Below are 15718 nucleotides of genomic sequence, written 5' to 3'. Positions count from 1 at the left end.
AAATCCATTTTTCATGCGAAGACTATCATTCCTCATAGCGTTTGCCTTTTTACTTTCATTCACAAGTTTTGCCCAGGTCAATCTGATGTCCGTTGCCCCCGCCGAGACCGACAACTCGGTAGAGGCGGAAATGGCTTCTTTCAAGATTGCCGATGGCTACAAAATTGAATTGTTCGCTTCCGAAACATTGGGTATTGCCGATCCCTGTGCGATGCGCTGGGACGAAAAAGGCCGCTTGTGGGTGCTGACGATCCCTTCTTACCCGCAACCGCTGCCCGGTTCAAATCCCAATGACAAGCTGATGATCCTGGAAGACAAGGACGGGGACGGTAAAGCAGATCATTCTTCAGTTTTTGCAGAAGGGCTGAACATTCCGCTGGGGTTTGAGCTCGGGCACGGAGGCGTTTACCTGGGCGAGCAGACGGAACTGGTGTTCCTCAAAGACACCGACAATGACGGGAAAGCAGACAGCCGCAAGGTACTGCTTTCAGGTTTTGGAACGCACGATTCCCACCAGACGATCAACTCCTTTTTGTGGAGCCCCGGAGGCGAGCTTTTCTTTTCACAAGGGCATAGCATTTACAGCCGGATAGAAACCGCGTGGGGTATCAAAAAAGCAGATCGTGCTTCGATATGGAGGTACCGCCCGCTGCAAAACAGGCTCGACGGATTCCTGGACGGGTCTACTGCCAGCGTAAATCCCTGGGGGATGAATTTTGGTGAGTGGGGCGAAATGTTCCACAAAGCCAACGATCCCGAACTGTTCTATACCGTTCCGGGAATGGTCAATACCACCCACCGCGCATTGCTTCCGCCGATAGGTAAGCTGGTGATCAAAGGTTCGATCATTGAGATTATCCGTACCAAACATTTACCCAAAGACTTGTGGGGCGATTTTGTGATCGCCGGTTATTATAACAATAAAGTAGAGCGTATGCGCGTGGCGGAGGATTCTTCCGGCTACAAGGCGACATTGCTGGACCCGATCCTGACCTCTTCGAGCCGGAGCTTCCGCCCGATCGATATCAAGATCGGGCCGGACGGGGCGATGTATGTGCTCGATTGGTATAACCCGATCATCGGACATTACCAGGCCTCCATGCGGCATCCCGACCGCGATAAAACCCACGGCAGGATCTGGCGGATCACTGCCACAGGCCAGCCGCTGCTTACGCCTCCGGTACTCGCCGGACAATCCGTTCCGACATTACTCGATCACCTCAAATCAAAAGAACACTGGACGAGGTACCAGGTACGAAGGCTCCTGGCGGAGCGTGATTTTGAGGAAATACGCCAGCCGCTGGCCGACTGGGTCGCAAAATTAAGCCCGTCGGACAGTGATTTTGAACATCATAGTCTCGAAGCGATCCATGTGTATGAAAGTCACGAGATCGTGAACGAGGACTTGTTACAAATACTGGCAAAAGGCAAAGAGCCTGGCGCCAGAGGTTACGCCGCGCACGTGGCCGGACGCTGGGCCGACCGCCTGAAAAACCCGCTGGGCATCCTCGAACCGCTGGTCAATGATCCCGTGGCAAGAGTTCGTTTGGAGGCACTCGTGGCGGTCAGCGATGTGCACCGGCCAGAAGCCATGGCGGTTGCTACGCAGGTACTCAATTTCCCGACGGACAAATTTATCCGTTATGCATTGGAAAAAACGGTGTATGCATTGCAGCAGGATTGGGAGCCGGCTTTAAAGAAAAATATGCTCGTATTCAAAGATCCTGCGCATCTGGCCTATATAGTCAGTGTCATTCCTCCGTCATGGTATACCGCCGGTATGTATCGTAAACTGGTTTCCGGCAACCTGCCAAAAGAAGTAAAACGAAGCCTGCTGATCAGTCTGGCAAAAACGGGGGGTACTTCGGATATTGAATTTGTGCTGTCTCCGGAAAACGTGGTTGATGATGCGGTTTTGCTCGATCATCTTGCCAAAACCGAACCCCGGCCTGTCACGCAGGTTTCATTGAATAAATTGAGAAGTATTCTTAAAAAACCGGATAACAAAGAGGTTGCCAAATCGGCAGTGCGGCTGATCAGGGCGTGGAAGCTGAAACCGCTTGCACCGGCGGTACAGAATCTGGTTGTGAACGGACAAAATGATGCGTCGCTCCGTGCAGAAGCTTTGCAGACATTGGCACAGCTGAACGGACGTGCTGCTTTGCCGACTTTACAAAAACTCGTCAAAGACCCGCAGACGCCACGGCAGATCCGGCTGGCGGCATTGCAAAGCCTGAGTGCGCTGGATATCGGCCTCGCTACCCATGCTACCCTCAACGAAATCGGCCTTTCCGGCAGTTCTGTTACGGAATTTAAAGAGATCATATCCCCGGTTCTGGAACGCAAAGGTGGGATTACCTCGCTGACCACAGCATTAACAGCCAAAAGCCTGTCCAAGGAAAAAGCAGGTCTGATGCTGGAAGTACTGGCGGTGAAAGGTATCAATGCACCCCAGCTGAAAACGTTGCTTAACAAGCAGGCCGGCGTGAAAAACCTCGTGACCAGAACTTACGATCAGCAGTATGTGGACAAGCTTTCAAAACAAGTGAAAGAGGCCGGCGATGCGAGAAAAGGGCAGGCGATTTATGCAGCAAATCCCAGCTGCGCATCCTGCCATACGATCAATGGAAAAGGAGGGAATATCGGTCCCAATCTGTCGGCTATCGGCAAAGGTCTGTCGGCTCGGGAGATCATTTCAGAAGTGCTCTGGCCCAACCAGAATGTGAAGGAGGGCTATAACCGTGTGGCCGTAGAAACCAAAACCGGTGAACTGATCCAGGGTATCAAGATTTTTGAAAATGCGGAGGAAATACAGATTGAAACCACCGAATCCAAAAAACCGAAGGTTGTGAGCAAAAAGATCATTGCCAGTAAAACGGAAACCGGCTCGCTCATGCCGTCGGGGCTGATGGACAATTATTCGGAAGAAGAACTCCGCGATCTGCTCCGCTACCTCAGCGAACTGGGAAACTGACCGGCCGGGCTGACCAGCCGGGTAGATTTCCGGATCACCATTTCAGTTTCCAGCTTTTTGATTGAGGGAACAAAGGCTTTGCCCTCGGTGATCTGTTCGATCAGCAGGCGGGCCGCCGTTTTCCCGATCTCAAAAAGCGGCTGGACAACCGCCGTCAGGGGCGGGTCCACAAAGGTGCTGTGGGGCGCATTTGAAAAACAAACCAGCGAAATTTCCTCCGGGATTTTCACATTATTCTCTTTCAAACAGATCAGCGCTTCGATAGCGGTAGGGTCGTTGACCACAAAAATGGCATCGGGACGGTCAGGCATATTCAGCAGATGCTGGGTAGCCTGCCGTGCTTTTCCCTCCATGAAATCACAGGGAATGATCAGCTCTTCGAGAACCGGTATACCGTGCAGTTTCAGCGCGTCGATGTAGCCATTGATCCGGTTGCCGCTCATGGTGAGTTTTTCCGGGCCGGCCAGGTGCGCTATTCGCCGGCAGCCGGTTTTGATCAGATAATCAACAGCCTCAAATGCTCCTTTGTAGTCATCGACAAGTACTTTTGAACCTTGTAGTTCGTCTGCAAAACGGTTGAAAAAAACCACCGGTATCCCTCTTTTTTGTACCGACCGGATGTGGTCGTACTCGTCAGTTTCTCTCGACAACGCCATGATCAGGCCGTCGACCCGGCTGGAAATCATGGCGTGAATGTTTTCCTTCTCAATTTCAAGTGACTCTCCCGACTGGCTGATCATCAGCTTGTAACCCGATTTGTAGGCCTCTTCCTGCACGCCCAGGATCACTCTCGGAAAATAGGAGTGTATGAATTCGGGAACAATGATCCCGATGATGTTCGTCTTGCTGTTCCTCAGACTGGCGGCGATGGAATTGGGCTGGTAATCCAGCTCGTCCGCGAGTTTAAGCACCGCTTTTTTTGTTTCGGGATTGATATCGCCCGCATTTCTGAGCGCTCTGGAAACCGTTGAAATGGATATATTCAATTTGACTGCAATGTCCCATATCGTGGTTTGTTTACTTCTCATAGCGTACTGAATCGGAAAGGTATTTGGCTGTAAATATAGCTACGCGGCATGTCAATCGGGAGACGCCGGTGTCAACTCCTTTAAGGTAACCTTTATATTTTTCTGTTCGTAACATCGCGGCCTTGTTATTTTTCCTCAGGATTACTTTTTCAAGAAGTAATATGAAAATTTTCAATTTTCCGGCAACGTTTCCGGTAACGTTTTTTTGCCGGAATTGGGCTTGAAAAGCGTTTTTAAGCAAAATTTAAGGGAATTGTTCATTTATATTTAGGAATAATTCTATCCCGGGAAAGCGTCTGAACGGAAATCCGTGCGCTCTGAAAAGGTCTTTTCCGCTTCGGATGTAACCCATAATTTATCAAATTATCTAAACCTTAATGTTCAGTATATGACAAAATTTACAGCAAGATTATTATGGTGCTGCCTGTTCCCGGTCATGGGGATAAGCCACCAGATATTCGCAGAAAATGTCAACACCAAATCCGCAAAACTTTGGCTGCGGCAATCCGTTCAGGAGGTCAGCGGCAGGGTAACTTCGGAAACCGGCGAAGAGCTGCCATGTGTAAACGTACTCGTAAAAGGCACTGCCAACGGAACTACCACCGGTGCCGACGGTAAATATGCGATTGCTGTGGCGGACGCAAATGCAGTGCTTGTTTTCAGTTCTGTGGGATTTGAAAAACAGGAAATCAATGTTGGTGCGTCAAGTACCATTGATGTGGTGCTGAAAGTAGACAGCAAAACACTGGACGATGTGGTGGTGGTAGGTTATGGCACTCAGAAAAAGGTGACTTTGACGGGAAGTATAGCCACTGTTGAGCCTAAAACATTGCAGTCCAATGCAGTCGGGAACCTGACCCAGGCATTGCAGGGAAGCGTTCCGGGGGTTACTGTCACCACGGCCAATACCCCGGGAGGCGACGCTACGATCCGGATCCGAGGACTGGGTACGATCAATAACAACAATCCTTTGTGGGTCGTTGATGGCGTGCCGCGTTATGGAGGCATCAACGAGATCAGTCCGAACGATATCCAGACACTGACCGTCCTGAAAGATGCTTCGGCCACGGCGATCTATGGCGCCAGGGGCGCCAACGGGGTAATTCTGGTAACGACCATTCAGGGTAAAAAAGGCCAGGCGCCGCGCATCAGCCTGAATGTGCGCGTGGGAACTACCAAAAATACGCGCCGCCACGATATGCTCAGTGTGGATGAATACGGCGAAATGCTGTGGCTGCAATCAAAAAATTCGGGTATAACGCCCACGCATCCGATCTATGGAAGTGGTGCCACGCCCCGGGTTCCCAAATACCTGATCCCGACCGGAGCCGATGAAGCAGATCTTTCAAAATACGATATCAACACTTTCCCGATCACCGAGGCTAATCCGCAGGGCACCGACTGGTACAAAGAAATGTACCGAAAAGGCATGACCAAAGAATACTCGCTGGCTATTACAGGAGGTTCGGAAAACACGACTTACGGTTTCAGCGCGGGCATGCTGAAAGAGGACGGGATCATTATCAAGACCGGCTACGAACGTTACACGCTGAGGTCCAATATCACCACGCAGGTTAACAAATGGCTGGAAGTGGGAGAAAACCTGGGTTTCAGCTATACCAACGACCACGGGAACCAGGAAGCGAGCGGCGAGGATTCTCCGTTCGGACAGCTTCTCGAACTGACCGCGATCATGCCTGTCCGCGATATCCGGGGAAACTGGGCGCCGACTTCGCGGATGACCGGGATTCAGACCAATAACAACCCGATCGCCGAATTGTACCGCAAGGAAGACTTTACAGGAAAAAACCTCGGTATATCCGGAAATGCCTATGCCAAAGTTAATATCCTGAAAAACCTCTCCGTTAAATCCTTGTTTGGGCTCAATTTCAGCAATTTTCATAGCAAATCACCCAACGAGCCCAATCCTGAAAGTTACGTGGCCCGGCCATACCCCGAGCTGAGCGAGGGTTACAGCGAAGGCCGTCAATGGAACTGGACCAACACCGTCAATTACAATACCACATTGGGAGGCAAACACAATATCGGCGTGCTGCTGGGTACGGAGGCTATCAACAGTACTTCACAGAACATCAGCGCGTCCCGGAACCAGTTTTTCGCCACGACCGAAGATTACTGGGTGCTGGATGCAGGCGAGGGCAACATTCAGAATTCGGGCAATGCCAGCGACTGGTCTACTTTTTCGCTGTTTGGGAGGATCAATTATGAATTTGCCAACAAATACCTGATTGATGCGACCATACGCCGGGACGGTTCGTCGAGATTCGGTAAAAACAGCCGTTACGGTAATTTCCCCGCGTTTTCGGCAGGATGGATACTATCCGAAGAAGCGTTTTTGAAATCGTCCGCTACCTGGCTCGACTTCCTGAAAGTACGTGCGAGCTGGGGGAAATCGGGTAATGACCAGATCGGGAATTACAATGGTTTTACAACCTTTAAAACATCGCCTATTACCTCGTATTATCCGATCACAGGCTCCAATACAGCCCTTGCGACCGGTTTCGAATCAGGTACTTTCGGAAATCCGAATGCGAGATGGGAAACCACCACAACGACCAATTTCGGGGTGGATGCTACTTTTTTCAAAAAACTGGATATCACCGTAGACATCTGGCAGCGTAATACCAATGACATGCTCTACCCCTTGAGCGTTCCTTACGTATATGGAATAGCGACCAATCCGTCGGTGAACATAGGCGATATGCAGAACAGGGGAATAGACCTGCAGATCGGAACGCATGGTACCGCGCTCGGGCAGGATCTGAAGTACAATGTCACTGCGAACATTTCGCATTACCGCAACAAGATCGTAAGGCTGTCGGGCAATGACCTGGAAGCGATCCAGGGAGGCGCGATTCGCGAACAAGTGTATACCAGGGCCGAAAAAGGTACTTCTTTCCCTCAGTTCTACGGTTATCAGGTAGACGGGATTTTCCAGACACAGGAAGAAGCCACCAATTACCCGGTTGCGTTTGGTTCGGCATATAATGCGCCCGGACATTTCAAGTTCAGGGACGTGAACGGGGATAATGTGATCGATACCAGAGACCGTACTTATGTTGGTAACCCGCACCCGGATTTTACCGCCGGTCTGAACGGAAATGTACAGTATAAACAGTTTGATTTCACGGCTGTATTTTATGCCAGCGTCGGCAATGATATCCTGAACCTCAACCGCCGTTCGCTTGATTTTAACCTTTTCCAGAGAAACCGCGGCAAAAGAAGGCTGTATGAATCCTGGGGAAGCCCTTACCTGCAAGACAATGCAGACGCTAAAATGCCGATCGCGGAAATCAACGACGCGGTAAGCCAGCAGCCATCGTCCTACTATGTCGAAGACGGCTCGTTTTTGAGACTGCAGTCGCTGCAACTGGGTTATAACCTGCCCGACGGGATCGCCAAAAAGATCTTTGCCAAAAAACTCCGGGTTTACGCGATGGCGACGAATTTGTTCACCCTAACCAAATACACCGGACTGGATCCGCAGATACAGACAGGGGACAACGGTTACGGTGTAGACATAGCAGTGTGGCCAACCCCTAAAAGGTTTTTAGTCGGAATCAATATTGAATTATAAAATCAACATCATGAAACGCATCAATCGATTATATATAAAAAGTATCTTCTCTGCGCTCGTCATCAGCCTGCTCTCGTGCAGTGACGATTTTCTCACCAAAGAACCCAAAGGGGTAGTGGTGGCCGATCTGCTGAATACGCCAAAAGGTGTCGATAACCTGCTGATCGGAGCATATTCTTTACTCGACGGGGCCGGAAGTTCCAACGGGTTTCCATCCTATGCATACCCTGCTTCCATCCGGAACTGGGTCTGGGATTGTGCTTCTGACGATGCCTATAAAGGCACCACCCTCGGCGATTTTGCCACGGGCGGGGAGGTGGAAAGATATGAAGCGCTGCCTACCAATCAGCTGATCGAGCAGAAATGGTATGTAATGTACGACGGCGTTTCCCGCGCCAATGATGTGCTGAAAGCGCTGGCTAAGGCCAAAGTGAACATGAGTGAGGCCAATGTCAATGTGCTCAGTGCCCAGGCCAGATTCCTGAGAGGGTTTTTCCATTTCCGGTTACAGCAGATGCATTTCCAGATTCCCTACATTACCGAAGATGTGGCCGATCCGGCATTGGTAAAAAATGATCACCCGGTTTGGGACGAAGTGGAAACGGACCTGCAGTTCGCCATTGACAACCTGCCCGAGAGTTTTCCCGGGGAGCCGGGCCGTGCCACCAAATGGGCTGTGATGGCTGCCAAGGCACATGTTCATTTGTTTCAAAAGGAATTTCCAGCCGCCAAGATTTTACTGGACGCCATCATAGCAAGCGGGAGATTTGCGCTGGTCGATAATTTTCGCGACAACTATACGGCTTCGACCGAGAATAACAAAGAGTCGGTTTTTGAGATACAATCTGCCGTCAATGATGGTACCAGCCAGGGCTTCAATGGTAACCCCGATTCCTGGACAACCAATCCTTACAACCGTTTTTTACCGACCTGCTGCGGGATGTACCAGCCTTCGCAGGATCTGGTGAATGCTTTCAAAGTGGACAAAGACGGTTTGCCTTTGCTGGGGATTGGAGGCCCGAAATACAATGATACCAACCTCAAAAATGACATGGGAATCAATTCCGCAGACAATTTCGTGCCCGACACCCACCTCCTCGATCCGCGCCTCGACTGGACGGTTGGGCGCCGGGGCATACCGTACCTGGACTGGGGAATCAACACCGGCAACGAGTGGGTGAGGGACCAGGTGAATGGCGGGCCTTATATTCCGATCAAGCAAATGTTTACCAAAGCTGCTCAGAAAGATGCGTCACACACCACTTTTGCCCGGGCGACGGCGATCAACTACCGTTTGTACCGCTATGCACATATTTTACTATGGCGGGCTGAATGTGCCATCGAAGAAAATGACCTGCCCAAAGCCATGCAGCTGATTAATCAGGTCCGAAAACGGGCTTCGGATGATTTCGTGATGGGGAAAGTAAATACTTATGCATTCCCTTCCAGCGTCACCATTGACGTAGATTATACCAAACCGGCAGCCAATTATCTTTTGGGTGAATACAAAACATTCCCTAGCCAGGCTTATGCCCGGGAAGCACTGCAAATGGAGCTGCGCCTCGAAACGGCCATGGAAGGAAACCGCTTTTTTGATCTGGTACGCTGGGAAAAGGACGCGGAAGTACTGACGAAGTTTGTAGAAAACGATTCCAAGTTCAGGGTTTTCATGAAAGGTGCGCAGTATAAAAAAGGAGTTAACGATCACTGGCCGATCCCGCAGAGCCAGATCGACATCCAGAAAGGCGTACTAATCCAGGACCCGGCATTTTAACACAGAAACCCACTTTTCATTTCAATTGATTCAGGCTTGAAAAAATACTTTGATTACGGATTGAAAGCATGCAGCCTGTCGGTTCTGATGTTGCTATATGTTGACGCCGCGGCCCAGTATATAGCAACCCGGAATTCCGACCCGCGGTGTATCGAAAACGGCTACCCGCTGCCCACGGAACACTATGCCGACCAGCCTTACGTGATTGTCTGCAACGACGGGAGCTGGCTCTGCACCATGACCACCTCGTCGGGCACCGAGTACGCGTACATGAACCATATCGTAGCGACGAAAAGTTATGACCAGGGCAAAACCTGGACTGCGCTGAGCGACGTGGAAACTTCGGGTGTGCCGCAGTCGTCCTGGGCAGTGCCGCTGAAAACGCCTTCGGGGCGGGTTTATGTTTTTTACAACTATAACCAGAACCGTCACCCGGGTCTTGCCGGGGTGATGAGCGGGCCGTTCATGTTCAAATACTCGGATGATAACGGAAAAACCTGGTCGGAAAAACGTTACGAAGTGCCAATGCGCAAAACGCAGATCGACCGGGACAATTTCTCAAAAGGCAGGTACAATTTCTTCTGGAGTATCGATAAGCCGGATGTGACCGATAAAGCCGCCTACATTACTTTTTCCAAAATATTGCTGACGAATCCCGAAGGAAAGGGTTTTGCGTCCCGGGGGGAGGGGTATATCATGAAAAGCAGCAATATCCTGACGGTAATAAATCCCGACGATATCAAATGGGATATGCTGCCGGAAGCGGACACAGGAATCAATAATCCAGCGTTCGGAAAAGTGCAGGAAGAGCATAATTCGGTGATCCTGGGCAACGGAAACATTTATACCGTGTACCGGACGGAGGAAGGTTTTCCGGCTTATGCGGTCAGCAGAGACGGCGGCAAAACTTTTTCTCAGCCTAAAATCATGCATTATGCCAACGGTCAGCCGATGGGAAATCCAAGGGCCTGCCCTAAAATCCATCGTACTGCCGAGGGAAAGTACCTGTTTTGGTTTCACAACAATTTCCGCGACCATTCCTACCAGGGACGAAACCCGGCCTGGCTCAGCGGCGGCATTGAAAAGGACGGGGAGATTGTGTGGTCGCAGCCCGAAATTGCATTGTATGACAATGATCCCGAGGCTTTTGGAATGAGCTATCCCGATTTCATCGAGCAGAATGGTAAAATGTGGCTGATCGAAACCCAGAAAAACAAGGCCCGCGTGCATCCCCTTGACCCGGATCTTTTGAATGGTATGTGGGCGCAGAATACTGTCAAAAAAGTCGTCCGCGAGGGAATTATTCTGGATGCGGGTTCGGAAATGTTGCAATCTGGTACCATACCGTTTCCTGCACTTCCGGATCTGATCAAAGGCGGCGGCTTTGCCGTGGAACTCTGGCTTACGCCGGGTGATCTGAAAGCAGGTCAGAAAATCCTGTCGACTTTTGGTCCGAAACACAAAGGGATCGAGGTTTCTGTGGGTGACAGCAATACCATTAAACTGCATATCCACGACGGCGAAATGCGCGATTCGGACGGGAAATTTTTGAACGGGCAGTCGTTTGTTTCGGATGCCAATGTTTTGTCAAAAGGCAAAAAACACCATATCGTGTTCATCGTCGACGGAGCTTCTAAAATCGTTTCCATCGTTGTCGATGGCATTTTGAGCGATGGAAACCCGGGCGGAAGAAAATACGGCTGGGGTAGGGTGCATACCTTCATGCGGGATATGAACGATACGTATAAATGCACATTCGATGCCCCGCAGGAAATGAAAATCCATCGTGTACGCGTCTACGACCGCTACCTGCGAACGTCCGAGGCCGTAGCCAATTTCAATGCGGGGCTGTAATTCCTGCATGTCATTTTTAGATTTTTTATTGATGAACAAATCTGTTTTTTATCTGTTGCTGGCATTGCTGTGCCGGAATGCAGACATCGTATCTGCGCAATATGCGGACCTGCGGAACATGAAAAACGCAGTAAGCATTATTCCCGACGAAGGGTATTGCGATCAGCCGTATGTGGTCAAAACGCTGTCCAGAGAATGGCTGTGCGTGATCACTACCGGGCCGGGGGGCGAAAGCCAGAAGGGCCAGCATGTCTGTGCGATCATCAGTTCCGATCAGGGAAAATCCTGGTCAAAACCGATCGATATTGAAAAAGCGACCGATCAGATGAGCTCGTGGGCAACACCCTATGTTACGCCTTACGGTCGTATTTATGTGTTTTACAATTACAATGGAGACGCGGTTTTCAATACGCCTGACGGAAAACCGATCTCAAATTCGGCCTTGCTCGGCTGGTATTGTTACAAATACTCGGATGACAACGGCCGCACCTGGTCGGAACGCTACCGGCTGCCGCTGCGAAAAACCACAGTCGATTACATGAACAACTGGAAAGGCGAAGCGCAGCTTTTCTGGGGTATATCCAAACCTGTCGAGATCGGAAAGAGCATGTATTTTGCCCTCACAAAAATGGGCAGATACCATGCTGACGTGGGCGAAGGCTGGTTTTTTAAATCCGACAATATTGCCACCGAAAAAAATCCTGAAAAACTCAACTGGCAGCTGCTGCCCGACGGGGAGCAAGGATTGAGCACCGCCGGCCTGGGCCTCGTGCAGGAGGAACATAATATTGTGGGGCTCAATAGCGGCGGCCTTTACTGCGTGTATCGTACCAATGAAGGTTTCCCGGCGCAGAGTTACAGCAAAGACGGCGGAAAAACCTGGACAAAACCCGAATTTATGACGTATGAGCCAGGCGGTCAGGTTGTTAAAAATCCCAGGGCTTGCCCGCGTTTGTTCAAATGTGCCAATGGAAAGTACCTGCTTTGGTACCATAACCACAACCAGGTCGTACGCTGGCAGCACCGGAACCCGGCCTGGGTGAGCGGCGGGGTGGAAAAGGACGGGGTGATACATTGGTCCCAGCCGGAAATATTACTGTACGAAACGGACTCGTCGGCGCGCATGAGCTACCCGGACCTGATCGAGGAAAACGGTAAATTCTGGATCACGGAAACGCAGAAAGAAGTTGCCGCTGTACATGCCATTGACCCGCTTTTGCTGGAAGGTCTGTGGAAACAGGCGACTTTCAAAACCATTGCCAGATCGGGGTTGATCGCTGAAAAGCACGATCTGACAACGACTTCCGAAATTACTGTTCCTAAACTTCCTGATCTCAATGCAGGCGGCTTTGCCATTGATCTTTGGCTGCATTTTAACGAATTGAAACCGGGCGAAATCCTGCTCGATAACCTTGACAGCCGGGGAAAGGGAATGTCCGTAACCATTACCGACCGGCGAACGCTCGCGGTGACGCTGCATGACGGAAAGCAGACAAGTTCCTGGGACACCGATCCCGGTGTGATCCAAACCGGCAAACCGCAGCACGTGGTATTTATCGTCGACGGCGGCCCCAATATCATTACCACGGTCGTAAACGGAAAACTCTGCGATGGTGGACGCTACCGGCCATTCGGGTGGACGTGGTTCAGCGGCGGGCTGGCGGATATCAATACATCTTCGCCATTAAAAATCTCGCCTGCCGGGCAAAATCAAATCAAAAACATACGCGTCTACAACCGCTATCTCACCACCTCCGAAGCCATCGGGAGTTTCCGGGCGGGGATTGAATAAAACATTTTTACAAACAGAAAACTTACAAAAATGAACCTGAAAAGATCCATCATCAATCACAGTATCGACATTGCCAAAGAGGTAATCAAACATTATGGTGTACACCTGCCGCCTTTCGCTTATCTGACCACCGACGAGTGGCTCGCCGCAGGCCCGGATTATGACGAAATCCGCGACTGTATGCTGGGTTGGGATGTTACGGACTTTGGCAGCAAGGACTTTTACAACATCGGGCGGGTGCTGTTCACAGCCCGGAACGGTCGCCCGAACAATCCTTTGTATCCCAAACAATATGCTGAAAAATGGCTGATTGATCCTGAAAACCAGCGTGCCCCGGCTCATTTTCATTTGTCCAAACGCGAAGACATTATCTGCCGCGCCGGCGGGAATATCCTGGTACAGCTTACCAAAGCAGATCCCGACGGAAATCCTTCGTCCGAAACATTTACCACCCAGGTTGACGGCTGCGTCCGCAGATTGGGTCCGGGCGAAATTGTCAGGCTGCATCCCGGCGAAAGCCTCACCATACACCCGCGCACGATCCACCAGTTTTGGGGAGAAGAAGGTACCGGCTGGGAAATCGACGGCGTAGGCTACACGCTGAGCTCCGAAATTTCCAGCGTCTGCGATGACCTCAATGACAATGTTTTTCTGGTGGATTATGGTTTGCGTTTTCCCGAAATCGAGGAAGATGAGGCGCGGCGGTATTATCTCTGCCATGAATATCCGAAGGCTGAATCGCGGATCATTGCCGAATAAATGGTGCCCGAAAGAGGTATTTGTATACGCTAATTTACTTATTATGATTATGAAGGCAGGAATTATAAATTTTTTGGCAAAAAAGGCATGGCTTTGTGCGGTGATTTTTTGTTTGCAAAACCCGCTTTTTGCCCAGGAAACTGATAAAAGGAATATCAAAACCGGAATGGTGATCCCGGATGAAAGTTACAGCGATCAGCCCTACATCGTCAAAACCAATGATGGTGCCTGGCTTTGCGTATTGACCACCGGCCAGAGCCATGAAGGCGAAACCGGCCAGCATGTGGTCACTCAGCGCAGCCTCGACCAGGGCAAAACCTGGACAGACAAAGTGGACGTTGAGCCTGCAAACGGCCCGGAAGCGTCCTATGCGGTACTTCTGAAATCGCCGAACGGCAGGCTTTTTGTTTTTTATAACCACAATACCGATAACACCCGCGCCGTAAAAGGCGACAATCCCCCATACAAGGACGGGCTGGTGAAGCGGGTGGACAGCCAGGGATATTTTGTATTCAAATATTCCGACGACAACGGGAAAAGCTGGTCGAAACAGCGGTATACGATTCCGATGCGGAATTTTGAAATCGATAAAAACAACCCTTACCAGGGCAAAATCCAGTACTTCTGGAATGTGGGCCGGGCTTTTGCGGACAAAGGTTCGGCTTATGTGCCGGTGCATAAAGTAGGGGGTTTTGGGGAAGGATTTTTTACAAAAAGCGAAGGTGCGCTCCTGCAAAGTGAGGATTTGTTTAAAGTATCCGACCCTGCCCAGGCCAAATGGAACACGCTTCCCGACGGAGAAATCGGTCTGCGGACACCTTCCCAAGGCGGCGGGCCTATTGCTGAGGAGCAGAGTTTTACGGTGCTGAGCGACGGATCGTTCTTCTGCGTTTACCGCACCATCGACGGGCATCCTGCATACACTTACAGCCGCGACCGGGGCCACACCTGGGACTCGCCCCAATATTTGAAATACGCCAACGGAAGGCTGGTGAAACATCCGCGCGCCGCCAATTTTGTCTGGAAATGCGAGAATGGAAAGTACCTCTACTGGTTTCATAACCACGGCGGGAAATTTATCAAAGAACATCCGAACCGGAGGAGCATGGCCTACAATGACCGCAATCCTGTGTGGATTATGGGCGGGGTGGAAGCAGATTCTCCCAAAGGAAAGATCATTCGCTGGACGCAGCCCGAAATCCTGCTGTACGACGACGAGCCGATCATCCGTATGAGCTACCCGGACCTTGTCGAGGACAAAGGCAACTATTACATCACGGAAACACAGAAAGACATTGCGGCCGTACATCAGATCGATAACAAGCTGCTGGACAACCTCTGGGCGCAATTTGAAAACCACAAAAAAGCGGAAGACGGAGCAGTGATCAGCTGGAAGCATCAGGCTGAAAAATTCCCTGTTTCTGTTAAAAGTCCTGCTATTGATTTTTACAAAAGAGACGCGAAACGTGTAGATGGCGGCGGGTTTGCCACGCGCAACGGCTTTACCATTGATATGGTTTTTAACCTCAAAGACCTGACATTCGGACAGGTATTACTGGATAACCGCAAACCCGAAGGGACAGGCTGGAGTGTAAGGTTAACTGACAAAAAAACATTGGAAATAACACTCAGCGACGGCCGTACGCAATCAGTATGGAGCAGTGATGAAGGTCTTTTAAAAGCAGCCACCGACCAGCATGTGAGCATTATTGTTGACGGCGGGCCCCGCATCATTTCGTTCGTTGTGAACGGTATCCTGAACGACGGGGGCGATACGCGACAGTTTGGCTGGGGCAGGTTTAATCCCTATCTTCAGTCGGTGGCGGGGGAACCGCAACTGTTAATCGGCCCTAAAATCAATGGTGCGATCAGGCAAGTAACAATTTACGACCGGGCGCTGACGACTTCCGCGGCCATCGGTAATTATGGAAAATAAACG

General features: G+C 50.6%; 8 protein-coding genes. 7 read left to right on the top strand and 1 reads right to left on the bottom strand.

Annotated features, from left to right (window positions below; all coding sequences use genetic code 11):
• Window positions 1-13 precede the first annotated feature (13 nt).
• Complete coding sequence (locus FBF61_RS02430; protein ID WP_138475571.1) at window positions 14-2974, top strand: PVC-type heme-binding CxxCH protein; 2961 nt, start codon at window positions 14-16, stop codon at window positions 2972-2974.
• Here the strand turns inward: FBF61_RS02430 and FBF61_RS02425 are convergent.
• Complete coding sequence (locus FBF61_RS02425) at window positions 2950-4002, bottom strand: LacI family DNA-binding transcriptional regulator (protein ID WP_138475570.1); 1053 nt, start codon at window positions 4000-4002, stop codon at window positions 2950-2952. The genes FBF61_RS02430 and FBF61_RS02425 overlap by 25 nt on opposite strands.
• Before the next feature lie 388 nt (window positions 4003-4390).
• Between FBF61_RS02425 and FBF61_RS02420 the strand changes: the two genes are divergently transcribed.
• From FBF61_RS02420 to FBF61_RS02395, 6 genes are all read left to right on the top strand, one after another.
• A complete protein-coding gene (locus tag FBF61_RS02420) occupies window positions 4391-7600 on the top strand; it encodes a SusC/RagA family TonB-linked outer membrane protein (protein ID WP_138475569.1) in 3210 nt (1069 codons plus the stop codon).
• A gap of 10 nt (window positions 7601-7610) precedes the next feature.
• Window positions 7611-9374 (top strand): RagB/SusD family nutrient uptake outer membrane protein, encoded by a 1764-nt coding sequence (locus FBF61_RS02415; protein ID WP_138475568.1) that lies wholly within the window; start codon window positions 7611-7613, stop codon window positions 9372-9374.
• A gap of 36 nt (window positions 9375-9410) precedes the next feature.
• Window positions 9411-11228: a LamG-like jellyroll fold domain-containing protein gene (locus FBF61_RS02410; RefSeq protein ID WP_138475567.1), complete on the top strand. Its 1818-nt coding sequence runs from the start codon at window positions 9411-9413 to the stop codon at window positions 11226-11228.
• Window positions 11229-11259: 31 nt separating this feature from the next.
• Entirely contained in the window at window positions 11260-13020 is a 1761-nt protein-coding gene (locus FBF61_RS02405) for an exo-alpha-sialidase (protein WP_166444399.1), read from the top strand.
• A gap of 30 nt (window positions 13021-13050) precedes the next feature.
• Complete coding sequence (locus FBF61_RS02400; protein WP_138475565.1) at window positions 13051-13779, top strand: D-lyxose/D-mannose family sugar isomerase; 729 nt, start codon at window positions 13051-13053, stop codon at window positions 13777-13779.
• Between the two features lie 73 nt (window positions 13780-13852).
• Window positions 13853-15715 (top strand): LamG-like jellyroll fold domain-containing protein, encoded by a 1863-nt coding sequence (locus tag FBF61_RS02395; protein ID WP_229214886.1) that lies wholly within the window; start codon window positions 13853-13855, stop codon window positions 15713-15715.
• Window positions 15716-15718 lie beyond the last annotated feature (3 nt).

Origin of the sequence: Dyadobacter bucti (assembly GCF_005869225.1) — a bacterium.
Taxonomy (GTDB): domain Bacteria; phylum Bacteroidota; class Bacteroidia; order Cytophagales; family Spirosomataceae; genus Dyadobacter; species Dyadobacter bucti.
This window is presented reverse-complemented; position numbering and strand designations above follow the sequence as displayed.